Source organism: Corallibacter vietnamensis (genome assembly GCF_039537875.1).
Taxonomy (GTDB): Bacteria; Bacteroidota; Bacteroidia; order Flavobacteriales; family Flavobacteriaceae; genus Corallibacter; species Corallibacter vietnamensis.
This window is the reverse complement of sequence record NZ_BAABBI010000003.1, coordinates 131323-158178: the sequence shown is the minus strand read 5'-3', so window position 1 is coordinate 158178 and position 26856 is coordinate 131323. Positions and strand designations below refer to the sequence as shown.

Here is a 26856-nt window from a genome sequence, read left to right as displayed (position 1 = left end):
ATTTTGTTATAAACCAAACGTATTTACTTTGAATATATCTAAAGAAGTTAAAACCGCTATACTAGTTATTTTAGGAATTATTTTCCTTTATTTCGGAATCAATTATTTAAAAGGTCAAAACGTACTTGATGCATCAAATACATTTTATACAGAATTTGATTATAATGCTTTAACAACATCATCTCCTGTAACCATAAAAGGTAATAACGTAGGGAAAATCAAAGAAATAAAATATGACTTTGAAACGGGTAAAACACGCGTGGCATTTACAGTTGATAATAAACTTAAGTTCTCTAAAAATAGTAAAATAAGACTTTATGAATTAGGACTTATGGGAGGTAATGGCATGGCTATTATTCCTGCGCAAGACGAACAACTTGCCCAAAGTGGTGATGTGCTAGAATCTGAAGTAGAAGAAGGTCTTATAAAGAGTTTGACTAGTAATTTTTCAGGCTTAAGTACAGGTTTAGACTCTACATTAAAATCAGCTGACTCTTTATTAATCAATATTAACGATCTTGTAGAAGACGATACTAAAGCAGGTTTAAAACATGCTATTAAAGAGCTAAACGGAACCATTACATCATTTAATACATTGTCTCTTTCTCTTAACCAATTGATTTCTAAAAATGATGAGAGCTTAACGGCTGTTATAACAAACTTTAATACAATAAGCAAAGATTTAGCTGTACTGTCAAACGATTTAAAAAACGTAGAAGTATCAAAAACAGTAGCTAATTTAGATACAACCCTTAATAATTTAAATGGTATTTTAGCAGGATTAGATCAAGGAGAAGGTTCTTTAGGTAAACTATTAAAAGACGAAAAGTTATATGATAACCTAGAAGTTGCTTCTATGCAATTAAAAGAGCTTTTACAAGACGTAAAACTAAATCCTAAACGCTACATTAACGTGTCTGTCTTTGGGGGCAAAAACAAAGAAGATTACGTAAAACCAGAAAATGAACGCCAATAAACCAACAATCAATGAATTACATACCTAATATTTTATTTGCTATAGCACTTATTGCAGGAATAGGCTATTTTGCCATGAACGTTAAAAAACTGGTTCGTAACATTAAACTCGGCAAAGATGTTGATGTTAGCGATAATAAAAAACAACGCTGGAAAAATATGACCATGATAGCTTTAGGACAAAGCAAAATGGTAAAACGCCCTGTAGCAGGTATTCTTCACGTAATTGTTTATGTAGGGTTTGTTATCATAAACATTGAAGTTTTAGAAATTATTATAGATGGTTTGTTTGGAACACATAGAGCATTATCCAGTATGGGAAGTCTTTATGGTTTTTTAATCGGGGCATTTGAGGTTTTAGCAGCTTTAGTATTTGTTTCTGTTGTAGTTTTTTGGATTAGACGTAACGTTATTAAACTAAAAAGATTCTGGAAGGCAGAAATGACAAGTTGGCCAAAAAATGATGGAAATATCATTTTATACTTTGAAATGGTTTTGATGACACTATTTTTAGTTATGAATGCTACAGATGTACATTTTCAAGATATGCAATCAGGAAATGTAATTAGTCAGTTTATCGCTCCTTTATTTAGTGGTTTATCCGAAGCAAGCCTACATGTTATAGAAAGAAGCGCTTGGTGGCTTCATATATTAGGAATTTTAGTATTCTTAAACTATCTATATTTCTCCAAACATTTACATATATTATTAGCATTCCCTAATACATTTTATGGACGTGTAAAACCAAAAGGACAGTTTGATAATTTAGAAGCTGTTACAAACGAAGTAAAAATGATGATGGATCCAAATGCAGACCCATTTGCCGCACCAGCTGAAGGTGCAGAAGATGAAATCCCTGCAAAATTTGGAGCAAGTGATGTGCAAGATTTAAATTGGGTACAGCTATTAAATGCTTATACATGTACAGAATGTGGTCGTTGTACTAGTGAATGTCCTGCAAACCTTACAGGTAAAAAATTATCGCCTCGTAAAATTATGATGGATACACGAGACAGGTTAGAAGAAGTTGGGAAAAATATTGATGCTAATAATGGTACCTTTAAAGACGACGGAAAACAACTTCTTGACGATTATATAACAAGAGAAGAGTTATGGGCTTGTACTAGTTGTAATGCCTGTGTAGAAGCTTGTCCTGTAAGTATAGATCCGCTATCAATTATTGTTGATATGAGACGTTATTTAGTAATGGAGCAAAGTGCAGCGCCAGTAGAACTAAATAATATGATGACAAATATTGAAAATAATGGAGCGCCTTGGCCTTACAACCAAATGGATAGACTAAACTGGAAAGACGAGTAATGTAAAGATGAAACGGTTTTTTATATTTCTGTTGTTTAACTTTTGTTTGATGAATGTTGCTAATTCTCAAGGATACGCTAAAGATTCATTGCAAATAAAAGTGTATACTGAAATTTTGTACAAAAATAATATAGCAACAGAAATTACTCTTAAAAAGGTGTTTTGTGATTATTGCTCAAATACTCAAAATGAAGCCATAGCAAAAGAAGCAATACGAAGATCTAATTTAGAAAAATATGAAGCTTATAATAGATTACAAAATGGTATTAAGCGTATAGCAACTTACATTAGGGTTTCAAAAAAAGATTTTGCAGCACTAAACGAAAAAGATAATTAAAATAATTAAACACGTATTTTAATTAAGCAAAAAACATATAGATGCAACGAGAAGAAGCAGACAAATTATTACACGAAAAAGTAGAAGCTGGAGAAAAAGTAAGTCCAATGTTGCCAAAAGGAGTGAAAAATTACCTTATTGATATTGATGGCACTATTACTGACGATGTTCCTAACGAAGAGCCAGAACGTATGGCTACTTGTATGCCTTACCCTGATGCATTAGCTACTTGTAATAACTGGTATGACAAAGGTCATATGATTTGTTTCTTCACATCACGCACAGAAGAACATCGAGAAATAACAGAAACATGGTTAAAAAAACACGGCTTTAAGTATCACAGCCTATTAATGGGGAAACCAAGAGGAGGAAATTACCACTGGATTGATAATCATTTAGTAAAAGCTACTAGATATAAAGGAAAATTCACAGATTTAGTAGAAAAAGAAGTAACCATTGAAGTGTTTGATGATGGCCATCATGACTAATAATAAAAACAATTAAAACTTGCCTTAAAAGCAAGTGACTTTAATAATATAATATATGAGCGAGCAACTTAAAGTGCCAACTATGGAAGAAATGATGGCAGAAGGAAGACAACCAGAATATTTATTTTGGGTTGGCTCTGCTGGAGCTTTTGACGATAGGGCAAAAAAAATCACCAAAGCATTCGTAAAATTGTTAAATAAAGCCAATGTTGATTTTGCTGTTTTAGGAACAGAAGAGTCAGACTCTGGCGATGCAGCAAAACGAGCAGGAAACGAGTTTCTATTTCAAATGCAAGCCATGACTAATATTGAAGTCATGAATATGTACGAAATAAAAAAAATAATCACCACAGATCCTCATGATTATAATACACTAAAAAATGAGTACCCTGGATTAGGAGGCAATTATGAGGTGTATCATCATACGCAGTTCCTAAAACAATTAATTTCTGAAGGGAAAATTAAAGTTAAAGAATCAGAGTTTAAAGGAAAAAATGTAACATTTCACGATCCATGTTATTTAGGTCGTGCAAACGAAGTTTTTGAAGCTCCTAGAGATTTAATAGACACTTTAGGCGTTAATTTTAAAGAAATGAAACGAAATCAGCGTAGATCTTTATGTTGTGGTGCTGGTGGAGCTCAAATGTTTAAAGAACCTGAAAAAGGTGATAAAGACGTAAACGTTTTAAGAACCGAAGATGCTTTAGAAACGAATCCAAAAGTCATTATAACAGCATGCCCGTTTTGCAACACAATGATGACTGATGGCGTAAAAGCAAAAGAAAAAGAAGACGCTATAGAGGTGTTAGACATTGCTGAACTTATAGCTAACACACAAGATTTGTAATATATATGAGTTTTATAAGTAAAAACAAAACCTACATAAAATTAGGACTAGTTTCAGGATTAATATTTGCATTATTAATGCTTGCTTTTGACTACTTTATGGGGAGACCATTTCTTGTTTGGAAATTCATATTGCATTTTATCTTATTTGGAGCCTTCAACGGTTTTATGGCTTATCGCCGTGTAAAAAAAGAAAAGAAAAGACGAAATAAATCTTAAGCACTTATTTTATCGTTTTGTAAAATTCTAAAAATACTCATAGTATTAGTTTTTAATTTGAGTAAGTATCGTGAAATCGAATAATAGAATAATACTCGCAGTAATATCTGGAGTAACTCAAGGTTTGATTTTTGCAACTGTCATGGCTTTGTTTCAATATAATGATGAAAGTTATTTTAATTGGAAACAGTTCTTGTTTTACTTTTTAAGCATGGGAATTTTTACAGGACTTATAAGTCTATCAAAGAAAAAGAATCAAAAGAAATAATGTTAGTAGAATTTAATACATTACCAGAAGAGTCACGCGTTTGGATATATCAAGCCAATCGCTCATTTAGTGACAATGAACTAGAAGAACTAGAAGACAAACTTCGTGTGTTTTTAGCAAACTGGACAGCTCACGGAAGTGATTTACAAGCAGGATATACAATAAAATACAAACGTTTTATTGTAATTGGTCTTAATCAAGAAACTCAATCAGCAACAGGTTGTTCTATTGATGCATCTGTGCATTTTATACAACAATTAGAGAAAGACTATAATGTAGATTTGATGGATAAAATGAATGTATCTTATAAGCAAGGTGAATTTGTAGCTTATAAAACTTTATCCGATTTCAGAAAAATGGCTAAAGATAAAGCAGTTTCAAAAAACACAATTGTGTTTAATAATCTTGTTGCCAATATAGCAGAGTTTAATGAACACTGGGAAGTGCCTGCAAAAGACAGTTGGCATAGCAGGTTTTTAAGCTGATTTTGTTATTATCTTCTTTATAAAACTATCTTAAAGTATCATAATCTTACTTTTAATTATAGTATTTTGGCATAGTTTTTAATTATGTAAAGTAATTAATGGTTAAAGCCTTGTTTTTTATGCGCTATATTTTTTTTCTAGTAACTTTTATTTTCACTTCATTTACAGGTTTCTCTCAAACCGTTTCAAATCCTTTATTGGCAAAAGATGCTATCAAACAGCAAAAATGGGTTGATAGTGTTTATATAAGTATGTCTCTAGAAGAAAAAATTGGCCAACTTTTCATGGTTCAGGCTTTTTCTAATAAAGGATTAAAACACGAGAACATGATTAGCCAATTAGTAAGTAATTACGGAATTGGAGGTATTATTTTCTCTAAAGGTGATCCGCTAAAACAAGCTAGGTTTAATAATGAATTACAAGCAGTGTCAAAAGTGCCATTACTTGTTGGTATGGATGCTGAATGGGGATTAAGCATGCGTTTAGATTCTACATATGCATTTCCTTGGAATATGACTCTTGGTGCTATTAAAGATGAAAAACTTGTAGAAAAAACAGGATATCAAATAGGAGAACATTGTAAGCGCTTGGGTGTTCATTTTAACTTTGCGCCAGTTGTAGATATAAATACCAATCCTAAAAACCCTATTATAGGAAATCGTTCTTTTGGAGAAGATAGAGATAATGTGACAAGAAAAGCTTTAGCTTTTATGAAAGGTATGCAAAGTGCTGGAGTGTTAGCAAATGCCAAACACTTTCCAGGACATGGAGATACTGAAAGTGATTCGCATAAAACTTTACCAACAGTATCTTTTGATGAAAAGCGTATTGACTCTGTAGAGTTATATCCATACAGAAAACTCATAAAAGAAGGCTTGTCTAGTGTTATGGTTGCTCATTTAAATGTACCAAGTTTAGAATCTAGAGCAGGATTTCCTTCATCATTATCAAAACACATAGTTACCGATATACTAAAAGAAAGACTAGGTTTTAACGGACTTATTTTTACTGATGCATTAACAATGAAAGGCGCCGCAGATTATGTAGCTAAAGGCGTAGACGGTAATACAACACATACAATGCCTAAAGGCGGAGAAATAGATTTAATGGCATTTTTAGCAGGTAATGACGTGATGCTTATGTCTGAAAATCCAGAGAAAGCAATTGCAAGGTTTGTTTCAGCTTATAGCAATAATATTATTACAGAAGAGCGACTTTCACATTCAGTAAAGAAAATTTTACAAGCCAAATATAAAGTAGGACTTAATGATTATAAACCAATAGACTCTAAAAATATTATTAGTGATTTAAATAGACCTATTGACGATGCTTTGTATGAAGAGTTGATTGAGAATGCCATTACAGTTTTAAAAAACAAGTCTGATATCATTCCGTTACAGCATTTAGAAACTAAAAAAATTGCTTACGTAAAACTAGGAGACGATTCAGGAAGACATTTCTTTAAAGAGCTTCAAAAATATGCTAAAGTACACGAAGTTTCTGCAAATAATCTTGATGAATTATTAAATAAGCTTAAGGCTTATAATACTGTAATCGTAGGGTTTCATCGTTCTAATGAAAGCCCTTGGAAGGCTTATAAGTTTTCAGACAAAGAGCTGGTTTGGCTTTATGAAATAGCAAGAACTAATACCGTTATTTTAGATGCATTTGTAAAACCTTATGCGCTTTCAGATTTAAAAACAATAGAAAACTTTGAAAGCATAATAATGAGCTATCAAAATAGTAAAATAGCGCAACAAAAATCGGCGCAACTTATTTTTGGCGCTATTGAAGCCAAAGGCGTTCTACCTGTAAGTAGTGGTGAATTTTTTAAAGAAGGAGATGGTATTACTTTTTCTAGTTTATCTAGGCTTGGTTATAGTATTCCTGAAAGAGTAGGAATGAGTAGTGAAAAATTAAAAAAACTTGATTCTGTAGCTAATCATGCTGTAACCGAGCAAATGACACCAGGCATTCAGTTACTTGTAGCAAGAAAAGGGCAGGTTATTTACAATAAAAATTTTGGAAAACACACATATCAAAGTAAATCTGAACCTGTAAAATTCAATGATATTTATGATGTAGCTTCATTAACAAAAATACTTGCAACACTACCGCTTGTAATGGAGCTAGAGGAACAGGGTGTTGTTTCGTTAAACTCAAAATTATCAGAGTTATTGCCTGAATATAAAGATTCAAACAAAGCAGATGTAACGTTAAAGCAAATGTTATCACATTACGCTCGTTTAAAACCTTGGATCCCGTTTTATTATGCAACTTTAGATTCTGTAACTAAAAAACCAGACCCTAAATACTATCAAAAAGAACCAAGTCAGCATTTTTCAATCAAAGTAGCAAAAGAACTTTATATGAGAAATGACTACAAAGATTCTATTCAAGACATCATTAAAGAAACAGATTTACTAGATAGACTACGTTATCGTTACAGTGATTTACCATATTATATTTTAAAGAAATTTATAGAGAAACATTACGACAAACCACTTGATGAATTGGTTCAAGATCATTTTTATCAATCGTTAGGAGCAAATTATACCACGTATAATCCTAATAATTTGTTTAGCGGAAAAAATATTGTTCCAACAGAGATTGATGATTATTATAGGTACCAAGAAGTACATGGTTATGTTCATGATATGGGAGCAGCAATGCAAGGTGGTGTTGGTGGTCATGCAGGAATATTTAGTAATGCCAATGACGTAGCTAAAATCATGCAGATGTATTTACAAAAAGGATTTTATGGAGGCAAACGTTATTTTAAACCTGAAACTTTAGACCTTTTTAATACATGCTATTATTGTGGTGATGACAATAGAAGAGGAGTTGGCTTTGATAAGCCTCAATTGGGTGATGTTGGCCCAACATGTGGTTGCGTATCTATGATGAGTTTTGGACACTCTGGGTTTACAGGAACTTATGCTTGGGCAGATCCAGAAACAGAAATAGTATATATATTTATGGCGAATAGAACATATCCGCATGCTGGTAAAAATGTTTTATTGAGAGAAAACATCAGAACCGAAATACAACGTTTAATTTACGAAGCTATAGAAGAATAATGAAAATAGGAATTGTTTGTTATCCAACATTTGGAGGAAGTGGCGTAGTAGCTACAGAATTAGGTATAGAACTATCAAAGCGAGGTCACGATGTTCATTTTATAACTTACAAACAACCAGTTCGTTTAGAGCTATTAGGAAGTAATGTGCACTTTCACGAAGTTACAGTTCCTGAATATCCATTATTTCATTATCAACCATATGAGTTAGCATTATCTAGTAAGTTAGTAGATATGGTAAAACTTCATAATATTGAAATTTTACACGTACATTACGCAATTCCGCACGCTTATGCTGCTTATATGGCAAAAAAAATGTTGCAAGAAGAAGGTATTTATGTGCCTATTGTAACCACGCTTCACGGAACAGATATTACTCTAGTAGGAAGTCACCCTTTTTATAAACCTGCAGTAACATTTAGTATAAATAAATCTGATGCAGTAACATCAGTGTCTGAAAGTTTAAAACAGGATACATTACGCTTATTTGATATTAAAAATGATGTTCACGTAGTAACAAATTTTATTGATTTAAGTAAGCAAAAAAATAGTTTTACAGATTGCCAGCGAGCTATGATGGCTGGAGATGATGAGCGTATTATTACTCATATAAGTAATTTTAGACCTGTAAAACGCATAAAAGATGTTATTAAGATTTTCTATAACATTCAAAAAGAATTACCCGCAAAATTAATGATGGTTGGAGAAGGCCCAGAAAAAGAAGGAGCTGAAGCTTTGTGTAAAGAACTTGGTATAGAGAATAAAGTAGTTTTCTTTGGAAACAGTAATGAAATTGATCGTATTCTATGTTTTTCTGATTTGTTTGTATTGCCATCAGAAACCGAAAGTTTTGGTTTAGCAGCTTTAGAGGCTATGTCTTCTGGAGTTCCGGTAATATCTAGTAATTCTGGAGGAATTCCAGAGGTTAATGTTCATGGTGTTTCTGGTTACTTAAGTGCTGTTGGAGATATAGATGATATGAGTAAAAATGCTATTTCAATACTATCAAATGTTGATACCCTTAATGCTTTTAAAAGTCAGGCTAAAGCGCAAGCAAGAAAATTTGATATACACGAGATCGTACCTAAATACGAAGCTATTTATAAGCAAACACTTTCTGAATGTATGCTAAATGAGACATAGCTATAAGTTAAAAAAAACCACCTTATTTTAAGGTAGTTTTTTTTAAAATTAAAATTTGTATCGTACTCCTAATCCAATATCAAAATCAAGATCATTATTATCTAAATCGTCATCGCCAAAACCAAGTTCAGGTCTTAAGTCTAAAGATAATTGAAGAGGAAAATCAAAATTATATTCAATTCCTACATTACCAGCTGCAATAAAAAAAGCATCTTTGTTTTCTTCCACAACCGTTAAAAAAGGACCATAATATCTGGTTCTGTCATGTTTTAATGCAGCAAATCCAGCACCAGCTCCCGCATACCAATTGAATCCACCTTCAATATTCCAAACCCATTGGTATAACCCAATTAATTTTATACCATCAAAGTTTTTACCATCACGCCAGCCAAAATCTACTTCAAGGCGATTGCTATCAAAAATAGCACGTTGGTAGGATATTTCAGCGCCAAATCCATCACTATCACCTAATCGTAATCCTATGGCATTATCAGAAATGTTTTGAGCACTTGAGAATGTAACAAAACCTAAAAGCGCACCTGCTACTAAAAAAATGTTTTTCATAAAATAATTTTTTGTTTTTTTATTTTAATATACGGTATATCGTGATAAATAGACGTTAAAATTTCTTTAAATGTTACCTTATAAAAATAACGCTAAACAAGTATTTATATTGAATTTCTTATTAGTTTTATGAGCAAGTCTTTATACAGAATTATGAGTATCTACAAACATTTAGCAACATTAAAAGCACAACTTACTGGAGAACTGCATGTTGATGACTTAATGAAAATATTATACGCAACAGATGCTTCGGTATATCGAATTTTACCACTTGCTGTTGCTTTTCCAAAAACAGTAGATGATATAAAGAAATTAGTATTGTTTGCAAGTACTCATAATACGTCTTTAATACCAAGAACAGCAGGAACATCACTTGCAGGGCAATGCGTTGGTAGCGGTATAGTTGTAGATGTCTCTAGGTATTTTACAAAAATTTTAAGTCTTGATGAAACATTAAAAACGGTAACTGTACAACCTGGAGTGGTAAGAGACGAGCTTAACACGTTTTTAAAGCCTTTTGGTTTATTTTTTGGACCAAACACGTCAACATCAAACCGTTGTATGATTGGAGGTATGGTAGGTAATAATTCATCAGGAACTACATCTATTCAATACGGTGTAACTCGAGATAAAGTATTGCAGCTAAAAACAATTTTGAGTGATGGAAGTGAGGCTACCTTCAAAAGCTTATCTAAAGATGAGTTTTTAGAAAAAGTCAATGAGAACTCTTTAGAAGGCGCTATTTATAAAACTCTTTATAATGAATTGTCTGATACGGATACGCAACAAAATATAATATCAAACTTTCCAAAATCAGAAATTCACAGACGAAACACAGGATATGCAGTTGATGAATTAATAAAAAGCGCTATGTTTTCTAATGCATCAGAGCCTTTTAATATGTGTAAACTTCTAGCCGGAAGTGAAGGAACATTGGCTTTTACTACAGAAATAACATTGCAATTAGATGAGCTGCCGCCTAGTGAAAGTATTATGATTGCTAGTCATTTTAAGTCTATTGAAGATTGCTTAAATATGGTTGAAACCGCTATGCAATACAATTTGCATACTTGCGAAATGATGGATAAAACCATCTTAAATCTTACTAAACACAATAAAACACAACAAGAAAACAGGCAGTTTATTGTAGGAGAACCAGAAGCAATATTAATGTGTGAAGTAAAAGGGGATTCTTTTGATCAAGTAGATAAAAAGGCTAAACAGTTATTGAAAGCTATAGAGCTAACAAAGTTAAGTTATGCTAATCCATTGCTTTATGGTGCTGATATAAACAAAGCTATAGAATTACGAAAAGCAGGATTAGGATTGCTTGGTAATATAATTGGAGATAAAAAGACCGCTGCTTGTATTGAAGATACTGCAGTAGCATTAGCTGATTTATCACAATATATAAACGAGTTTACCAACCTGATGAAACGTCACGGTCAAGAAGCTGTTTACTATGCGCATGCAGGAGCAGGCGAGTTGCACTTGAGACCAATTCTGAATCTTAAAAAGCAACAAGATGTTGTATTGTTTAGAAAAATAACCACAGATGTAGCTCATTTAGTAAAAAAATATGGTGGATCTATGAGTGGTGAACATGGAGATGGCATTGTTCGTTCTGAATTTATTCCATTAATGCTAGGTAATACTAATTATGAGTTATTAAAACGTATTAAACTAGCCTTTGATTCTAAAAGTATCTTTAATCCTGGGAAAATAGTTGAAACTTTGCCAATGGATGAAAATTTGCGATATGAAGCAGATAGAGTTGAGCCTGATATTGAAACAATTTTAGATTTTTCAGCATCTCAAGGAATTTTAAGGGAAGCCGAAAAATGTAACGGTTCTGGTGATTGCCGGAAATTACCAGAGTTTGGAGGAACTATGTGTCCTAGCTATAGAGCCACCAAAAATGAAAAAGATACTACCAGAGCAAGAGCAAATGCTTTACGGGAGTTTTTAACAACGTCAGAAAAGAAAAATAAATTTAATCACAAGGAATTAAAAGATGTTTTTGATTTGTGTTTAAGCTGTAAAGCCTGCGCTAGCGAATGCCCAAGTAGTGTAAATGTTGCGGCTTTAAAAGCAGAATTTCAATATCAATATCAAAAGGAACATGGTACCAGTTTTAGAACAAAATTATTTGCTTATAATAATGTGCTCAATCATTATGGAAGTAAGATTCCTAGGTTAACAAATTTTGTTTTTTCTAATACAATTTCTTCCAGAATACTGAAAAGTTCATTAGGTATAGCTAAAGAAAGACAGTTGCCATTAATGTCAACTAAAAGTTTAAATAAAATATTTTTAAACACTGTAAATCAAAAGATTGAAAGTGAAATAAAAAAAGAGGTTATACTTTTTGTTGATGAATTTACAAACCATTTAGACACTCAAATTGGGAAGGATGCTATCTTGTTGTTACAAGCCTTAAATTATAAGATTCGTATTGTAAAACATGAAGAGTCGGGACGCGCATTTTTATCAAAAGGATTTTTAAAACAAGCTAAAAAACTAGCAAATAGTAATGTTTCTATTTTTAAAAATATCGTTTCAGAAAACAGCCCTTTAATAGGTATTGAACCATCAGCTATTTTAACTTTCAAAGATGAATATTTAAAACTAGCTGACGATAAAAAAGCTGCTCAAAAAATAGCTGATAACACGTTTTTAATAGAAGAGTTTTTACAAAGTGAAATAGAACAAGGAAACATAACATCAAACCAATTTACAACCAATAAACGTACTATTAAATTTCATGGGCATTGCCATCAAAAAGCACTCGCTAATCAATTATCAAGTTTTTCAGTTTTAAATCTTCCTAAAAACTATAGTGTTACTATTATACCAAGTGGTTGTTGTGGTATGGCAGGTAGTTTTGGTTATGAAAAAGAGCATTATCAAGTAAGTATGCTAGTAGGTGAGCAAACATTGTTTCCTGCTATAAGAAAAGCAAGTACAGATGTTATTATTGCAGCAAACGGAACTAGTTGTAGACATCAAATAAAGGATGGAACTCAAAGAGAAGCAAAGCATCCTATAACAATTCTTAAAGAAGCATTAATTTAACTTCTTTTTCTTCTTTTTTTCTGGTTCAACAATAGTAATTGCGGCTATTAAGTCCTTAATTTCCATTTCTTTTATGTCTTCATCAGCAAAAAAGGGCGAAAGCTTATCCTTATTGTAGTTGTATATTTTCCAGCGTTTAAATTGATATTCTAATGCAGTGAAATTTTCAACCCAATCGCCAGAGTTTAAGTACATGGTTTTACCAAACTTATTTTCTTTAATAAGTATTTTAGGCTGATGAATATGACCGCAAATAACATAGTCGTAACCATTTTCAATAGCTAAATCTGATGCTACTTCTTCAAAATCACTAATGTATTTTATTGCGCCTTTTACACTGTTTTTTATTCGTTTAGATAATGAGTATTTTTCTTTGCCTAATTTTTCTAAACACCAATTGGTAGCTCTATTGAGTAAAATTAGCAAATCATAACCGTAGCCTCCTAATTTTGCTAGCCATTTGGCATTTTGTATGGAAACGTCAAAAACATCACCATGAAAAAACCAAGCTTTTTTACCATCAAGATCTAATACTTTTTTATCAACAATAGAAATATTGCCAATAGTCATATCGCTAAATTTACGAAGCATTTCGTCGTGATTCCCTGTGATGTATATAACTTCAACACCATCAGCAGCCATATCCATTATTTTCTTTATAACCTTCAAGTGTGGTTTAGGGAAATATCGTTTGCTAAATTGCCAAATATCAACAATATCTCCATTTAGGATAAGTTTTTTGGGCTGAATACTGTTTAAATACGTGAGTAACTGTTTGGCATGACAACCGTATGTGCCTAGGTGAACATCAGATATTACGGCTATTTCTACTTTACGTTTTAAATCCAAAGGGCAAATAAGTTTACTTTTACAAATAACCTATTTATAAGTTATGTAATCATTAACGCATAATTAATTAAGTATGAGTATATTGTTATGAAATTGTTATTTGAGTTTTTTGTAAATTGTTTATTTACAATCAAATTCCATTTTTGTTTCTCTAATAATACAATTACTTTAGCAAAACTATAACAAAATACAAACGGATAAAGCTTATTACATGGCAGGAAATTCCTTCGGAAAATTATTTAAACTAACCACATTTGGAGAATCTCATGGAGCTGCAATTGGTGGTGTTATTGATGGGTGTCCTCCAGGATTAGAACTGGATTTTGATGCCATTCAAAACGAACTAGATAGAAGAAAACCTGGGCAATCAGAGATTGTAACCCAACGAAAAGAACCCGATACTGTAGAGTTTTTATCAGGTATTTTTGAAGGGAAAACAACAGGAACACCTATTGGTTTTAATATTAGAAATACCAATCAAAAGTCAAAAGACTACGCACATATTAAAGATGTTTATCGTCCAAGCCATGCAGATTATACGTATGATAAAAAATATGGCATAAGAGATTACCGTGGCGGCGGTCGTAGTTCTGCCCGTGAAACAGCTTGTAGAGTTGTTGCAGGTGCTATTGCCAAGCAATTATTAGCTTCAGTAAGTATCAATGCCTATACATCTTCTGTGGGAGATATATTTCTTGAAAAGCCATATCAAGCATTAGATTTTAGTAAAACCGAAAGTAATATTGTTCGTTGTCCTGATCCTGAAGTGGCTGAAAAAATGATTCAGCGTATTAAAATCATTAGAAAAGAAGGTGATACCATAGGTGGTACAATAACCTGTGTATTACAAAATGTACCTGTAGGATTAGGTGAACCCGTTTTTGATAAACTTCATGCCGATTTAGGAAAAGCCATGCTATCAATTAATGCCGTAAAAGGATTTGAATACGGAAGCGGATTTTGTGGCGCAAAAATGAAAGGTTCAGAACACAACGATTTATTCAATCAAGATGGAACTACAAAAACCAACCTTTCAGGAGGTATTCAAGGTGGTATAAGCAACGGAATGGATATTTATTTTAGAGTAGCCTTTAAACCTGTTGCTACAGTAATTCAAAAACAAGATGCATTAGATAATGCCGGAAATATTGTTGAAATGCAAGGTAAAGGACGTCATGATCCTTGTGTTGTACCAAGAGCCATACCTATTGTAGAAGCTATGGCAGCATTAGTATTAGCAGATTATTACCTGCTAAATAAAATGTATAATTAGAAGCTATTTCCTGCTTTCAGCTTTATCTTTTGCAAACAAAAGGATATCGCCTCAATCAGGGCTAAAAAAATAAAAACAAATTATGAAAAAACTCGCATTACATTGGCAAATTATAATAGGTATGATATTAGGAGTTGTTTTTGCACTCATTATGGCAAATTTTGAGTGGGGAAGCACCTTCGTTACTAACTGGATAAAACCCTTTGGAACCATATTTATCAATTTACTAAAGTTAATTGCGGTTCCATTAATATTAGCATCTTTAATAAAAGGCGTATCAGATTTAAAAGATATTTCAAAACTCTCTAAAATGGGAGGAAGAACCATAGGTATTTACATACTAACCACCATTATTGCTGTATCAATAGGATTGACGGTTGTAAATATTGTAAAACCAGGAACATCAATATCAGAAGAAACAAGAACCGAATTGGTAGAAAGCTATAAAGGTGACGCCGACTCTAAAATTGCAGCTGCTGAAAAACAAAAAGAATCTGGACCTCTGCAAGCATTAGAAGATTTAGTGCCAAGCAATATATTTAATGCCGCAAGTGATAATGGTAATATGCTTCAAGTAATATTCTTTGCTATTTTCTTTGGTATTGGACTTATTTTAATTCCGCAAGAAAAAGCTAAACCAGTAAAAGCCTTTTTTGATGGTTTTAATGAGGTGATTTTAAAACTTATAGACATCATAATGCTTGCAGCACCTTATGGTGTTTTTGCTTTATTAGCAGCATTAATAGTAGAATCACCAAGTGCCGATTTATTCAAGGCTTTGGGTTGGTACGCTTTCTGTGTTGTACTTGGCTTGGCTTTAATGTTGGTTATTTATACATTAATTGTTTATGCTGTAACCAAAAAAACACCAAAGTTCTTTTTAAATGGTATTTCTCCTGCCCAATTATTAGCGTTTTCTACAAGTAGTAGTGCAGCGACGCTTCCTGTGACTATGGAGCGCGTAGAAGAGCATTTAGGTGTTGAAGAAGAAGTAACAAGCTTTGTGCTTCCTATTGGAGCTACTATAAATATGGATGGTACAAGCTTGTATCAAGCCGTAGCCGCAGTGTTTATTGCCCAAGCTTTTGGTATGGATTTAAGTTTTGGTGTACAATTAGGTATCATTGCTACAGCGACATTAGCATCTATTGGTAGTGCTGCGGTTCCTGGAGCAGGTATGGTAATGTTAGTTATTGTATTAGCTCAAGCAGGAATTCCTGAAGCAGGTTTAGCTTTAATTTTTGCAATAGATAGACCTTTAGATATGTGTAGAACTACAGTAAACGTTACTGGTGATGCTGCGGTTTCAATGCTTGTGGCTAAATCTGTTGGAAAATTAGGAAAACCAAAAACAAAAAACTGGAACGATAATTACAATAAGGGCAAATAAAATTTTATATTTAAATTATAAAATTTAACCACTAAAAAGAATCTTTTCATGAATATTTGCTTTTTAATGTATCCTTGGGATAATATCGATCCTGAAAATGACACCAGTTTAGCACTTATAAAAGAGTGTGTAAAACGTGGGCACGGCGTTGCTATGTGCACTCCTGCAAACTTAACCATTAGGGATAGCGTTACTAACGCGTTTTGTAACGTAATTAGTAGAATGGATAAAGTTCCCAGTTCATTAAAAGCATTTTATAAAAAAGTAACATTACGTGAAGAGATGTTACCACTAGCAGGTTTTGATGCGTTGTTTTTTAGAGCAAATCCACCGTTAGATCCTTTAATGCTCAATTTTTTAGATTCTGTTAAGAATGATGTATTCATCATCAATTCATTAGAAGGAATGCGAGAAGCTAATAATAAGCTTTACACAGCCGCATTTGGTGACGCACACAGTAATATTATTCCTAATACGCACGTATCAAAAAATAAAAACTATTTAGTTAAGCAAATTAAAGAGTCAAAATCTGATAAAATGATTATAAAACCATTAAATGGTTTTGGTGGTTCTGGTGTTATTCTAATAGAAAAATCAGCAATGCGCAATATTAACTCGTTGTTAGATTTTTATATAACAAACCCTGATGGTACATCAAACTACGTTATTTTACAAGATTATATAGAAGGAGCTGATGAAGGTGATGTAAGGATTTTAATGTTAAATGGCGAACCTGTAGGTGCTATGAAACGAGTTCCCGGCACAGACGATCACCGATCTAATGTTACAGCCGGCGGAAGTGTTCAGCGACATACGCTAACAAAAGCCGAAAAAGCACTTTGCAAACAAATAGGACCTAAACTAGTTAGTGATGGTCTTTATTTTGTTGGTATTGATGTAATAGGAGGTAAGCTTGTTGAAGTTAATGTAATGTCTCCTGGAGGTATTACCTATATCAATAAAGTATATAAACCAAAAACCAAAATCGAAGTAAAAGTTATTGACTTTATTGAAAGTAAAGTTTTAGATAAACTTCAAGCTTTTGATAGACGTGCTAGACTTCGTAAAACAGTAGCTGACGCTTAACCAAATAAACTTCTTTTTTTATGGAAATTCAAGTGCCAAGCTCTATAGTTTCTGTAGTATGGCTTCAAGAGCATCTTGAGGCTAGTAATCTCATTATTCTAAATGCGACTATTCAAAAAGCAGTTAGTAACAATGATTTTAACACCATATCAACCCAAATACCACATGCTAGTTTTTTTGACTTAAAGCATAAATTCAGTGATGCTTCTGGAAAATTTCCGAATACATTTCCTTCTGAAAAACAATTTACAACTGAAGCTCAAAAATTAGGAATTAATAAAGAAAGCTGTCTTGTTATTTATGATGAAAAAGGTATTTATTCTAGCGCGCGAGTTTGGTGGATGTTTAAGGCTTTTGGTCATAAAAATGTGGCAGTTCTAGACGGTGGATTTCCCGCTTGGAAGTATGCAGGTTTTAAAGTTGAACCTAAAAAAGCTACAAAAAAAATAGTTTTGGGTAATTTCAAAGCATGCTATAATCCTAAATACATGAGGTTTTTTGAAGATATAGTTGAAACAGTCAAAAGTAAATCTCATGTTGTTATAGATGCTAGATCTGAAAGTAGATTTAAAGGACTAGAGCCAGAACCACGACAAGGACTTCGTAGTGGTAATATTCCTGATTCTATAAATTTACCTTATACAAGGTTACTAGCAAACGGATGTTTAAAAACAGCTACAGAGTTGAAAGTCATTTTTGCAGATATAGTTAGTGCTGATAATGCTATTATTTTTAGTTGTGGTTCTGGAATTACAGCATGCATTTTAGCGTTAGGAGCTGAAATTTCTGGATATGAAAACATATCTGTATATGATGGGTCATGGACTGAATGGGGTAGCTTAATTAAAGAATAAACCAATGCAAAAATTGTCTCTTAAAGAAATTTTAGAACATATTGAAAATGAAAAAACATTTCACGCAATAGCTGATGATTATTCATTTACATTAAAAATTGATGAGTATGTACCTTATGCTTGTGCCGCAATACACAATGGTCATCAATTTAGAAAAGAACTTTGGGACAATTGTATTCATTCAGAATACGAACGCTGGTATGAAGAAGATCCAGAGACAAAAAATATGATACAATCTCATCCTTTAGTGTTAGCAGGTTGTGATTCTAGGTTTGAGTATGACCTTAATAGAAATCCTGAAGAGGCTGTATTTGAAACTGCTTGGGGAAAACAATTATGGCATCAGCCATTACCAGTCGCTATGAAATCTAAAAGCTTAAAAAAACATGAGAATTTTTATAAAGTTGTTCACGCGTTAATAAGTAAACTAGAAGAAAAGTTTGGTGTTTGTGTAGTATATGATATGCATAGTTATAACTGGCAGCGCTGGGACAGAGAGGTTCCTACGTGGAATTTAGGTACAAGTAATATAGATAATGAACGTTTTGGAGATTGTATTGAAGCTTGGAGAGAATATCTTTCAAGTATTAAACTACCACATAACATCAAGCAAACTTCAAGAATTAATGATACATTTCAAGGTAACGGATATTTTCTAAAATTTATTACCAAATCATTTAAAAACACATTAGTTTTGGCTACTGAAATAGCTAAAGTTTATTGTGATGAATATAATCAAATTATTTATCCGGAAGTAGTTTCAGCAGTAGAAACACAGCTTAAAGAATACTTGCCTAAACATGCTATAGAATTTTACAATACATTCAAGTAAATGATTTCAGAAAAACTAATAGCGACTCATCAAGATTTATTTGACATTGATGCTAACCTAAATAGGTTGGTTAAAAAGATAGAATTGCTTAATTATATCAATCCGTTGAATATTGAAATGGAAAAAAAGCAATTTTTCGCTTCAAAATATAACTACAATCCTAACTTTAAATATCCCAAAATAAAGTTTAATGGGTACAAACTACATCGGTTATTTTATTCTCAAAGGTTAGAGCGTATTGAGGATGATGATATTAGACAATTGTATGAAGATGTAATTTATGAGTACTCCGGGCTAATTGAGTGTATCGAAACCATAAATCAGGGTAGAAAATTTTATTATAATAGCTTAAAAAGTTTTGGAACACCAACTGAAAAAGATATTGAAAATGCTAAATTTATTTTACGTTTTGATGATGGTGATTTTGATGAAGATTTACTTCCAGTGTACAATGCAGAAGATGCTAAAGCGTATTTTCATGATTTTTCTAAACGTTACAATTTTAATTATAAAATAAAGCTCTCAACAAATATATCAGCTGCTGCAATGGTTTTAAATAATGTGCAGACATTGGTATTGAGAAAAAATCATAAGTTTAGTAAAAATCAACTTAAAGTATTAGCAAATCACGAAATAGGTGTGCATCTTGTGACTACATTCAACAGTCTAAATCAGCCATTAAAAATCTTTTCAAACGGATTGCCAAACAATGTAGAAACTCAAGAAGGTTTAGCTGTTTTTTCAGAATATAAATCAGGTTGCTTAACAATAACAAGACTAAAAGAGTTGTCTTACAGGGTTATTGCTGTTGATAGCCTAATTAAAGGTTACACTTTTCCGGATACGTTTGATTTACTACACAACCAATACAAGCTTAATAAAAACAAAGCATTTTCTATAACACAGCGTGTACATCGTGGTGGTGGTTTTACAAAAGATCATCTTTACCTATCAGGCTTAATTAAAGTATATAATCACGCAAAAGCAGATAAAGATTTAGATGTGTTACTAACAGGAAAAGTGTCTTTAGAATATATGGATACTATTTACAAGCTTCAAAAGTTAGGTTTAGCTAATACATCAAAATATTTTACTGATGCTTATTTAAGCAATGAGGAAGCAAATAAAAATCTAGATTTCATTTTAAATAGCCTAAAATAAAAGCCATAATACAGTTTTATGTCTAATAGTATAAAATACTAGAACTTATTATAAGGGTAGACATACAAATAATAAGAATTGGTTATTCCATGCTAACAGAAGCATGGCCCAAGTAACATTCCTGTATTAGGGCTTTACTGTTAGTCAAAGTTAGCTTGTTATCTACGTTATAGCAATATATATTGAGTGTGAGATGTTGTTTTTTGAGTAAACAGGGTTGGTTATTGAGCGAATTGAAAAACAATAAATGCTTGCTAATCAAAAAGTCATACGTTTTATAGAAGATTTTTGCTCTAAAACTTTTTTAAACAAATAATTCAGCAACTTATCGAGTTTATAAATCAAAAAAAAAAAACTTTCATAGATTTGACTAACAAAATAAATGTGCTACTAATTTTTGTTTAGTTATTAAATTAGATTTTGTTAATTTTCAGGTTAGTTATTAGTTAAAAAAGGTCTTAATATGTTTAAGACCTTTTTTATTTTAATCTATAAATTTATTTTTTAATTCAGGAGAAGGAATCATACAAGCTTCTTTCTTTCCATACCATTTGTATCTGTTTTTAGCAATAAAATCGTAAACCCAATTACGAATAAATGTAGGGACTAATAGAAAAACAGCCATTAAGTTTAATGGAAAACCAAGCTTTGCAGCAATCTTTAAAGCCGCAGTAGATTTATAGCTTATTCCTTTTTCAGGATGGTATAAAATAATAGAATCTATTTTAGTAGTGTCAATGTTAAAATTAGAAATAATGCGTTTTCCAAAATCACTTTGTAACGCAGTAAACATAAATAAGTTTTTACTGTCACGCTTTATGATGTATTGAATAGAAGTGTTGCAAAGGTTGCAAACACCATCAAACAATACCAATTGTTTGTTTTTTGGAAACTTTTCTAACATAGTACAAAAATACAAGATTGTTGCGAGATTTTAACTTGAATGAAACGTATATTCTTATTTGAAGTCATCTATTATTTTAGCACCTTTGTATTTATATGTATGAATCTATTATATCTCACGTAAAAAATTACGTTGAAGCCTCAAACGCTCATATACAAGCGCTGACAGACAAATTAAATGAGGTATGCGTATCTAAACACACATATTTATTACAGCCAGGCACACATGTAATGCATGAGTATTTTGTAATAAAAGGATGTTTAATAGCGTATTATTTAGATAGTAAAGGGCATAAGCATGCTGTTCAGTTTGCAATAGAAAATTGGTGGGTTGGTGATTTTGACGCCTTTTTTAATCATAAACCATCAAACTTATTTATAGAAACCATAGAGTCTTCAAAATTGTTTTCTATTACTTATGATGATTTAAATACACTATTTCAAGAAGCTCCCATATACGAAAGGTATTTTAGACTCTTAACAACCAATGCCTTCATAGCGCAGCGCAAACGTATTTTGTCAGCCTTACAAAATGATACAAAAACCAGATATTTAGAATTTTGTAGTGCCTACCCAAATATAGAAGATAGAGTGCCCAATTATCATATAGCTAATTACCTTGGTGTTTCGGCTGAAAGTTTAAGTAGAATTAGAAGAAAATTGAAAGGTTAATTATTTCTTAATTGACATAGGTCATTTTTATTGGTTATAAGCGTTGTTATATTTGAATTACTATAAAAGATACTAACAATGAAAAAACAACCTTTATTAACAACATATAATACCCAAAATTTAAATTTAAACAATAGAGTAGTCATGGCTCCAATGACTCGAAGCAGAGCCAACAATGACGGCAACATACCAACAGATGATTTGCATGGCTTGTATTATGAACAACGCGCAACAGCAGGTTTAATAATTTCTGAAGGCTCACAAGTATCTACAGAAGCCGTAGGTTATGTAAATACGCCTGGTATTTATTCTCAAGAGCAAATTGAAGGATGGAAAAAAGTAACTCAGCGTGTACACCATAAAAATGGAAAAATATTTATACAGTTATGGCACGTTGGTCGTATGTCTCATCCTGATTTTCATAATGGAGAATTACCGTTAGCTCCTTCAGCATTAAATCCTAATTCACAGTCGTATACACCTAATGGTTTTAAAGATACGGTAACACCAAAAGCTATGACGCAAACCGATATAGATAAAACTATAGCAGATTTTGTGCAAGCTTCAAAAAATGCTTTAGAGGCAGGATTTGATGGTATTGAAATACACTCATCAAACGGATATTTGTTTCATCAATTTTTTAATGCAACATCAAATGTTCGTACAGATAAATACGGTGGCAGCATAGAAAATAGAGCGCGATTTTTCTTTGAAGTGTTAGATGCCGTAAAACAAGTTATTCCAGAAGCAAAAATAGGTGTAAGGTTTAATCCTTCATTACATAATATTTTTGGAATGACTATGGATGAAGAAACCATACCAACATTTGAGTATATCATAAAAAAATTGAATGACTATAATATAGCTTATGTTCACTTATCAGAACCGTTTAATGACGTTTCAGAAATTCCTTTTGCAGTAACAGAAATAGCAAAGCATTTTAGACCATTGTACAACGGAACGCTTATGATAAATGCTAACTTTACTCAAGAGACAGGAAATAAAGTGATTGAAAATGGAGAAGCAGATTTAGTTGCTTATGGTAAACCATTTATCTCAAACCCTGATTTGGTTGAACGTTTTGAAAACAATTTAGATTTATCAGAATGGGATAGTGATACGTTTTATACAACAGGAGAAAAAGGCTATACAGATTATCCAAAAGCAACAAAATAACACGCTTAATAAACTAAAAACTCTTAATTATGAAATTTACAAGAAAAGCTCAAGCTAAATGGAAAGGAAGTGGAAAAGAAGGCACAGGACATTTAAGTACAGCAAGTAATGTACTAAAAGAGACACCTTATTCATTTCATACGAGATTTGAGGATAAACAAGGAACAAACCCAGAAGAACTTATTGGAGCAGCATATGCAGGCTGTTTTGCAATGCAGTTGAGTTTTCTTCTTAATGAAGATGGATTTACTGCAAATTCTCTAAATGTTAATGCAGATGTAACATTTGAAGATGGAAGTATTACCCAAATTGTATTAGATTTAGAAGGCGATGTGCCAAACATTGATTGTGAAAAATTTCAACAAATAGCTCGCAAAGCGAAAGAAGTTTGTCCAATTTCTAAACTTTTAAACACCAATATTCAATTAAAAATTAGCTTAAACAATTAAAATATGACAACAGTAAAAGCATACGGAACAACATCTCCAACAGACGACTTAAAACCACTTGATATTACACGTCGTAATGTTGGTCTAGAAGATGTAAAAATAGATATAACATACTGCGGTGTATGTCACAGTGATATACATACAGCAAGAAATGATTGGAAAGGATCAACATATCCTGTAGTGCCTGGTCATGAAATTATTGGTCGTGTGACTGAAATAGGGGACAATGTTACCAATTTTAAAGTAGGAGATTTAGTAGGTGTAGGATGTATGGTAGATTCTTGTCATACATGTGCCTCTTGTCAAGCAGATTTAGAACAGTTTTGTGAAAATGGAGCTACATTTACTTATAATAGTCCAGATAAACATATAGAAAATCAACAAACTTACGGTGGTTATTCAACAACCGTTGTAGTTGACAAACAATTCGTATTACGAGTTCCTGAAAATATTGACGCAGCTGCCGCAGCACCATTATTATGTGCGGGTATTACAACGTGGTCACCATTACGTCATTGGAATGTAAAAAAAGGTGATAAAGTTGGTGTTATAGGTCTTGGAGGATTAGGGCATATGGGAGTAAAATTTGCTCACGCTCTTGGAGCTCATGTAGTCATGATAACAACATCTCCAGAAAAAGGAAAAGATGCAAAAGCACTTGGGGCAGATGAAATACTGATTTCAAAAGATGCTTCAGATATGCAAAAGCATAAAGGTTCTTTTGACTTCATATTAAATACAATACCTGTTGGTCATGAAATGGATCCTTATTTAGCTCTGCTAAAAATAGATGCTACTATGGTACTTGTTGGTGCTATAGAACCTATGAAACCATTTCATGGTGGAGGATTAGTTATGGGACGTAAACGTGTAGCTGGTTCTTTAATAGGAGGTATAAAAGAAACTCAAGAAATGTTAGATTTCTGCGGAGAACACAACATTGTTTCAGATATAGAACTTATTAATATGCAAGATATTAATAAAGCGTATGAGCGTGTTACAAGTTCTGATGTGAAATATCGCTTTGTAATTGATATGGCATCTTTAAAGAATTAATTTTTTATCCCTACAATAATTGTTTTAAAGTCAGTTTATACAAAGTAAACTGACTTTACTTTTTTATAGCCTCAACTAGTTCTAGCTGATTTAAATCAACATTTGTAGTAAATATGCCATAGTTTACTACGGCTTTGTTTTTTTCAATTTTATCAATGCTACCAACGGCACGACCATCTTCTAGTCTAACGCGGTCACCTACTTTTAATATAGGTTTAGGTTTTGTTGGTTGTTTTGCAGCTTCAGCTTTGGCTGCTTTTTTCTCTTTTCTTATAACAGCGACTTTTTTCTCGGCCTCTTGTTTTACTTTGCTTTCCTTGGCTTTGACTACTTTTTTCTGTTTAGCTGTTAGTTTTTTTCGTTTAGAGTTTTCTATTTGAACAAGTTTAAATAACTCGTCCATTAGTTCGCGTTTGCGCTTATTGTTAAAGTATTTTTCAGAAAGATCATTTACCTTTTGGCCAATGTAAATTAAACGCTGATTGCTATCATAAAGCTCTTGATAGTCTTCTAGTTTTTTTTGAATTTTAGCGTTTATTTCTTCTAACTTATCTGCTTCTGTTTGTTTTTTTCGTTCGTTAACTTTAAGAGACTGTTCCGTTTTTTCAAGTTTTGAACGTTCTTTTTGAAGTTTAGCAATAGTTCTATCAAAACGTACTTTGCTTCGTTCTATCTTCTTTTTTGCTCTATTTATTAAACTGTATGGAATACCATTTTTTTGTGCAACTTCAAAAGTAAATGAGCTTCCTGCTTGTCCTAGTGCAAGTTTGAATAATGGTTCTAATGTTTTTTCATCAAACATCATATTAGCATTAATCATATGCGGTAATTCGTTGGCTAATATTTTAAGGTTAGAGTAGTGGGTAGTTATAATTCCAAAAGCCTCACGATGATAAAACTCTTCTAAAAATGTTTCGGCCAATGCGCCACCTAATTCAGGATCACTACCAGTACCAAACTCATCAATTAAAAATAGTGTGTTTTTATTACACTTTTTTAAGAAATAATTCATCTGTTTAAGACGATAGCTATATGTGCTCAAGTGATTTTCAATAGATTGGTTGTCACCTATATCAGAAATTATTCTGTCAAATAAATACATTTTACTGCGTTCATGAACAGGAACAAGCAAACCTGATTGTAACATGACTTGAAGTAAACCAACCGTTTTGAGTGTAATACTTTTACCTCCTGCATTTGGACCTGAGATAACAATAATACGATTATCTTGCTCTAGCTCTATGGTTTGAGGAAATGTTTTGGTTTTGGTTTTTTGGTTATTTAAATAGAGTAAAGGATGGTAAGCATCGCGTAAAAACATAAAGCGCTCTTCAGTAATTTCTGGTAAAATAGCATTTAGTGATTGTGCGTATTTAGCTTTAGCCGCAATGACGTCCATTTGTGTTAAGAAGTCTTGATATTGCTCTAATAAAGGCAAAAAGGGTCTTATAAAATCTGTAAGTGTTTTTAAGATTCTTATAACTTCTTCTTTCTCTTCGTATTCTAAATTATTAAGTTCTCTGGTATGTTGTAGGGTTGTTTCTGGCTCTATATAAACAATGCTACCTGTTTTACTGCCGCCCATAATAGCGCCTTTTACTTTTCGCCTGTACATGGCTTTTACAGCAAGCACACGTTTGTTATCTACTACAGACTCTCTAATGTCATCTAGATAATCTAAACTAGAATAGGTGTTTAAAGCGCTAGCAAAACTTTGATTTATTCTACCTTTAAGTTTATTTATTTGTTGTCGTAATTCATAAAGTAAGGTAGATGCATTGTCTTTTATATCTCCAAAGCGATCTATAATAGCGTTTATGGCTTCTATGATTTCTTTAGTAACTTCAATTTCAGAAGCATAATCAAACAGACTTGGATAATACTCCTTAAATTTTTTAAGAAATATTATAATGTCATTTGATGTGATTGATAATGAAGCGATTTTTTTTAAACTATGAACTTCGAGATATGTATTCTCAATTTTTAAAAGTTTTAATTCTTTAGAAATGGTATCAAATCCATGGTTGGGAATGCGGTTGTCATTATAAAATGACGCTAAATATTCATTGGTAAAAGCTAATGAGTTAACGACATCTTCCTTTTTTTTAAAGGGAGTGATTTTCAAGGTTTGTTCATGACCTAAAGAAGTAATACAATGTTCTCCTACTTGTTCTAAAACTGTAGAGAATTCTATATCTTGAAGTGTTTTTTCGTGAATGTGTATCATAAAAGAGTGTCCTAAAAAGCAGGACGTTTCTTGAGCTTTTCTTAATAAAAGTCAAATTTACGTATTAACTTTTAATCCGCATATATTTATGAAATTCTTCACAAATAATTATATTTTAAAATAGTAGTT

At 32.2% G+C, this 26856-nt stretch carries 25 protein-coding genes; 21 read left to right on the top strand and 4 right to left on the bottom strand.

Annotated elements, in window-relative coordinates; all coding sequences use genetic code 11:
• Nucleotides 1–28 precede the first annotated feature (28 nt).
• From ABD690_RS11190 to bshA, 10 genes are all read left to right on the top strand, one after another.
• The gene (locus tag ABD690_RS11190) at nucleotides 29–976 is read left to right on the top strand and encodes an MlaD family protein (protein ID WP_344730593.1); all 948 of its coding nucleotides are present in this window, start codon (nucleotides 29–31) and stop codon (nucleotides 974–976) included.
• 11 nt (nucleotides 977–987) lie between these two features.
• On the top strand, nucleotides 988–2295 hold the full coding sequence (locus tag ABD690_RS11185; RefSeq protein WP_344730591.1) for a 4Fe-4S dicluster domain-containing protein: 1308 nt from the start codon (nucleotides 988–990) through the stop codon (nucleotides 2293–2295).
• A 49-nt stretch (nucleotides 2296–2344) separates the two neighbouring features.
• Nucleotides 2345–2632: a hypothetical protein gene (locus ABD690_RS11180; protein WP_344730589.1), complete on the top strand. Its 288-nt coding sequence runs from the start codon at nucleotides 2345–2347 to the stop codon at nucleotides 2630–2632.
• A gap of 41 nt (nucleotides 2633–2673) precedes the next feature.
• Nucleotides 2674–3120, top strand: coding sequence for an LNS2 domain-containing protein (locus ABD690_RS11175; RefSeq protein ID WP_344730587.1), 447 nt, complete (start codon nucleotides 2674–2676; stop codon nucleotides 3118–3120).
• Between the two features lie 55 nt (nucleotides 3121–3175).
• Nucleotides 3176–3967, top strand: coding sequence for a (Fe-S)-binding protein (locus ABD690_RS11170; protein WP_344730585.1), 792 nt, complete (start codon nucleotides 3176–3178; stop codon nucleotides 3965–3967).
• Nucleotides 3968–3972: 5 nt separating this feature from the next.
• Nucleotides 3973–4185, top strand: a complete 213-nt coding sequence (locus tag ABD690_RS11165; protein WP_344730583.1) for a hypothetical protein — start codon at nucleotides 3973–3975, stop codon at nucleotides 4183–4185.
• A 70-nt stretch (nucleotides 4186–4255) separates the two neighbouring features.
• Nucleotides 4256–4453: a hypothetical protein gene (locus ABD690_RS11160; protein ID WP_344730581.1), complete on the top strand. Its 198-nt coding sequence runs from the start codon at nucleotides 4256–4258 to the stop codon at nucleotides 4451–4453.
• Nucleotides 4453–4938 carry an ABC transporter ATPase gene (locus ABD690_RS11155; protein WP_344730579.1) on the top strand — a complete coding sequence of 162 codons (486 nt, stop codon included), beginning with the start codon at nucleotides 4453–4455 and terminating at the stop codon, nucleotides 4936–4938. The genes ABD690_RS11160 and ABD690_RS11155 overlap by 1 nt, the downstream gene beginning before the upstream one ends.
• A gap of 119 nt (nucleotides 4939–5057) precedes the next feature.
• On the top strand, nucleotides 5058–8018 hold the full coding sequence (locus ABD690_RS11150) for a serine hydrolase domain-containing protein (RefSeq protein ID WP_344730577.1): 2961 nt from the start codon (nucleotides 5058–5060) through the stop codon (nucleotides 8016–8018).
• Nucleotides 8018–9160: an N-acetyl-alpha-D-glucosaminyl L-malate synthase BshA gene (bshA, locus tag ABD690_RS11145; RefSeq protein ID WP_344730575.1), complete on the top strand. Its 1143-nt coding sequence runs from the start codon at nucleotides 8018–8020 to the stop codon at nucleotides 9158–9160. The genes ABD690_RS11150 and bshA overlap by 1 nt, the downstream gene beginning before the upstream one ends.
• Nucleotides 9161–9208: 48 nt before the next feature.
• On the opposite strand, the gene ABD690_RS11140 is transcribed toward bshA, so the two are convergent.
• Nucleotides 9209–9724 (bottom strand): hypothetical protein, encoded by a 516-nt coding sequence (locus ABD690_RS11140; protein WP_344730573.1) that lies wholly within the window; start codon nucleotides 9722–9724, stop codon nucleotides 9209–9211.
• Between the two features lie 153 nt (nucleotides 9725–9877).
• Here ABD690_RS11140 and ABD690_RS11135 point away from each other — a divergent pair, with 153 nt between their 5' ends.
• Nucleotides 9878–12799 (top strand): FAD-binding and (Fe-S)-binding domain-containing protein, encoded by a 2922-nt coding sequence (locus tag ABD690_RS11135; RefSeq protein WP_344730570.1) that lies wholly within the window; start codon nucleotides 9878–9880, stop codon nucleotides 12797–12799.
• Here the strand turns inward: ABD690_RS11135 and ABD690_RS11130 are convergent.
• Complete coding sequence (locus ABD690_RS11130; protein ID WP_344730568.1) at nucleotides 12791–13648, bottom strand: UDP-2,3-diacylglucosamine diphosphatase; 858 nt, start codon at nucleotides 13646–13648, stop codon at nucleotides 12791–12793. The genes ABD690_RS11135 and ABD690_RS11130 overlap by 9 nt on opposite strands.
• Before the next feature lie 211 nt (nucleotides 13649–13859).
• Between ABD690_RS11130 and aroC the strand changes: the two genes are divergently transcribed.
• The 6 genes from aroC (at nucleotide 13860) to ABD690_RS11100 (ending at nucleotide 20244) form a co-directional block, all read left to right on the top strand.
• Nucleotides 13860–14921, top strand: coding sequence for a chorismate synthase (gene aroC / locus ABD690_RS11125; protein ID WP_344730566.1), 1062 nt, complete (start codon nucleotides 13860–13862; stop codon nucleotides 14919–14921).
• 82 nt (nucleotides 14922–15003) lie between these two features.
• Complete coding sequence (locus tag ABD690_RS11120; RefSeq protein ID WP_344730564.1) at nucleotides 15004–16311, top strand: dicarboxylate/amino acid:cation symporter; 1308 nt, start codon at nucleotides 15004–15006, stop codon at nucleotides 16309–16311.
• A 48-nt stretch (nucleotides 16312–16359) separates the two neighbouring features.
• Nucleotides 16360–17397, top strand: a complete 1038-nt coding sequence (gene gshB, locus ABD690_RS11115) for a glutathione synthase (RefSeq protein ID WP_344730562.1) — start codon at nucleotides 16360–16362, stop codon at nucleotides 17395–17397.
• 20 nt (nucleotides 17398–17417) lie between these two features.
• Nucleotides 17418–18251 (top strand): sulfurtransferase, encoded by an 834-nt coding sequence (locus ABD690_RS11110; RefSeq protein WP_344730560.1) that lies wholly within the window; start codon nucleotides 17418–17420, stop codon nucleotides 18249–18251.
• 4 nt (nucleotides 18252–18255) lie between these two features.
• A complete protein-coding gene (locus tag ABD690_RS11105) occupies nucleotides 18256–19083 on the top strand; it encodes an N-formylglutamate amidohydrolase (RefSeq protein WP_344730558.1) in 828 nt (275 codons plus the stop codon).
• Nucleotides 19084–20244, top strand: a complete 1161-nt coding sequence (locus ABD690_RS11100) for a peptidase MATCAP family protein (protein ID WP_344730556.1) — start codon at nucleotides 19084–19086, stop codon at nucleotides 20242–20244.
• Between the two features lie 484 nt (nucleotides 20245–20728).
• Here the strand turns inward: ABD690_RS11100 and ABD690_RS11095 are convergent, their stop codons facing one another.
• Nucleotides 20729–21148: a thiol-disulfide oxidoreductase DCC family protein gene (locus ABD690_RS11095; protein WP_344730554.1), complete on the bottom strand. Its 420-nt coding sequence runs from the start codon at nucleotides 21146–21148 to the stop codon at nucleotides 20729–20731.
• Between the two features lie 95 nt (nucleotides 21149–21243).
• On the opposite strand from ABD690_RS11095, the gene ABD690_RS11090 reads away from it, so the two are divergent.
• The 4 genes from ABD690_RS11090 (at nucleotide 21244) to ABD690_RS11075 (ending at nucleotide 24500) form a co-directional block, all read left to right on the top strand.
• Nucleotides 21244–21819, top strand: a complete 576-nt coding sequence (locus tag ABD690_RS11090) for a Crp/Fnr family transcriptional regulator (RefSeq protein WP_344730552.1) — start codon at nucleotides 21244–21246, stop codon at nucleotides 21817–21819.
• 78 nt (nucleotides 21820–21897) lie between these two features.
• Nucleotides 21898–22995: an alkene reductase gene (locus ABD690_RS11085; RefSeq protein WP_344730550.1), complete on the top strand. Its 1098-nt coding sequence runs from the start codon at nucleotides 21898–21900 to the stop codon at nucleotides 22993–22995.
• Between the two features lie 29 nt (nucleotides 22996–23024).
• Entirely contained in the window at nucleotides 23025–23444 is a 420-nt protein-coding gene (locus ABD690_RS11080; RefSeq protein ID WP_344730548.1) for an OsmC family protein, read from the top strand.
• Nucleotides 23445–23447: 3 nt separating this feature from the next.
• A complete protein-coding gene (locus ABD690_RS11075) occupies nucleotides 23448–24500 on the top strand; it encodes an NAD(P)-dependent alcohol dehydrogenase (RefSeq protein WP_344730546.1) in 1053 nt (350 codons plus the stop codon).
• Between the two features lie 55 nt (nucleotides 24501–24555).
• Here the strand turns inward: ABD690_RS11075 and ABD690_RS11070 are convergent, their stop codons facing one another.
• Nucleotides 24556–26727 carry an endonuclease MutS2 gene (locus ABD690_RS11070; RefSeq protein WP_344730544.1) on the bottom strand — a complete coding sequence of 724 codons (2172 nt, stop codon included), beginning with the start codon at nucleotides 26725–26727 and terminating at the stop codon, nucleotides 24556–24558.
• Nucleotides 26728–26856 lie beyond the last annotated feature (129 nt).

Bases quoted from the DNA above. Each gene is read 5' to 3' on its own strand.
- ABD690_RS11120 (WP_344730564.1), top strand. From the start codon at position 15,004: ATGAAAAAACTCGCATTACATTGGCAAATTATAATAGGTATGATATTA.
- ABD690_RS11095 (WP_344730554.1), bottom strand. From the start codon at position 21,148: ATGTTAGAAAAGTTTCCAAAAAACAAACAATTGGTATTGTTTGATGGT.
- ABD690_RS11070 (WP_344730544.1), bottom strand. From the start codon at position 26,727: ATGATACACATTCACGAAAAAACACTTCAAGATATAGAATTCTCTACA.
- ABD690_RS11105 (WP_344730558.1), top strand. From the start codon at position 18,256: ATGCAAAAATTGTCTCTTAAAGAAATTTTAGAACATATTGAAAATGAA.
- ABD690_RS11075 (WP_344730546.1), top strand. From the start codon at position 23,448: ATGACAACAGTAAAAGCATACGGAACAACATCTCCAACAGACGACTTA.
- ABD690_RS11140 (WP_344730573.1), bottom strand. From the start codon at position 9,724: ATGAAAAACATTTTTTTAGTAGCAGGTGCGCTTTTAGGTTTTGTTACA.
- ABD690_RS11090 (WP_344730552.1), top strand. From the start codon at position 21,244: ATGTATGAATCTATTATATCTCACGTAAAAAATTACGTTGAAGCCTCA.
- ABD690_RS11110 (WP_344730560.1), top strand. From the start codon at position 17,418: ATGGAAATTCAAGTGCCAAGCTCTATAGTTTCTGTAGTATGGCTTCAA.
- ABD690_RS11165 (WP_344730583.1), top strand. From the start codon at position 3,973: ATGAGTTTTATAAGTAAAAACAAAACCTACATAAAATTAGGACTAGTT.
- ABD690_RS11135 (WP_344730570.1), top strand. From the start codon at position 9,878: ATGAGTATCTACAAACATTTAGCAACATTAAAAGCACAACTTACTGGA.
- ABD690_RS11080 (WP_344730548.1), top strand. From the start codon at position 23,025: ATGAAATTTACAAGAAAAGCTCAAGCTAAATGGAAAGGAAGTGGAAAA.
- aroC (WP_344730566.1), top strand. From the start codon at position 13,860: ATGGCAGGAAATTCCTTCGGAAAATTATTTAAACTAACCACATTTGGA.
- bshA (WP_344730575.1), top strand. From the start codon at position 8,018: ATGAAAATAGGAATTGTTTGTTATCCAACATTTGGAGGAAGTGGCGTA.
- ABD690_RS11180 (WP_344730589.1), top strand. From the start codon at position 2,345: ATGAATGTTGCTAATTCTCAAGGATACGCTAAAGATTCATTGCAAATA.
- ABD690_RS11155 (WP_344730579.1), top strand. From the start codon at position 4,453: ATGTTAGTAGAATTTAATACATTACCAGAAGAGTCACGCGTTTGGATA.
- ABD690_RS11185 (WP_344730591.1), top strand. From the start codon at position 988: ATGAATTACATACCTAATATTTTATTTGCTATAGCACTTATTGCAGGA.
- ABD690_RS11085 (WP_344730550.1), top strand. From the start codon at position 21,898: ATGAAAAAACAACCTTTATTAACAACATATAATACCCAAAATTTAAAT.
- gshB (WP_344730562.1), top strand. From the start codon at position 16,360: ATGAATATTTGCTTTTTAATGTATCCTTGGGATAATATCGATCCTGAA.
- ABD690_RS11170 (WP_344730585.1), top strand. From the start codon at position 3,176: ATGAGCGAGCAACTTAAAGTGCCAACTATGGAAGAAATGATGGCAGAA.
- ABD690_RS11100 (WP_344730556.1), top strand. From the start codon at position 19,084: ATGATTTCAGAAAAACTAATAGCGACTCATCAAGATTTATTTGACATT.
- ABD690_RS11175 (WP_344730587.1), top strand. From the start codon at position 2,674: ATGCAACGAGAAGAAGCAGACAAATTATTACACGAAAAAGTAGAAGCT.
- ABD690_RS11150 (WP_344730577.1), top strand. From the start codon at position 5,058: ATGCGCTATATTTTTTTTCTAGTAACTTTTATTTTCACTTCATTTACA.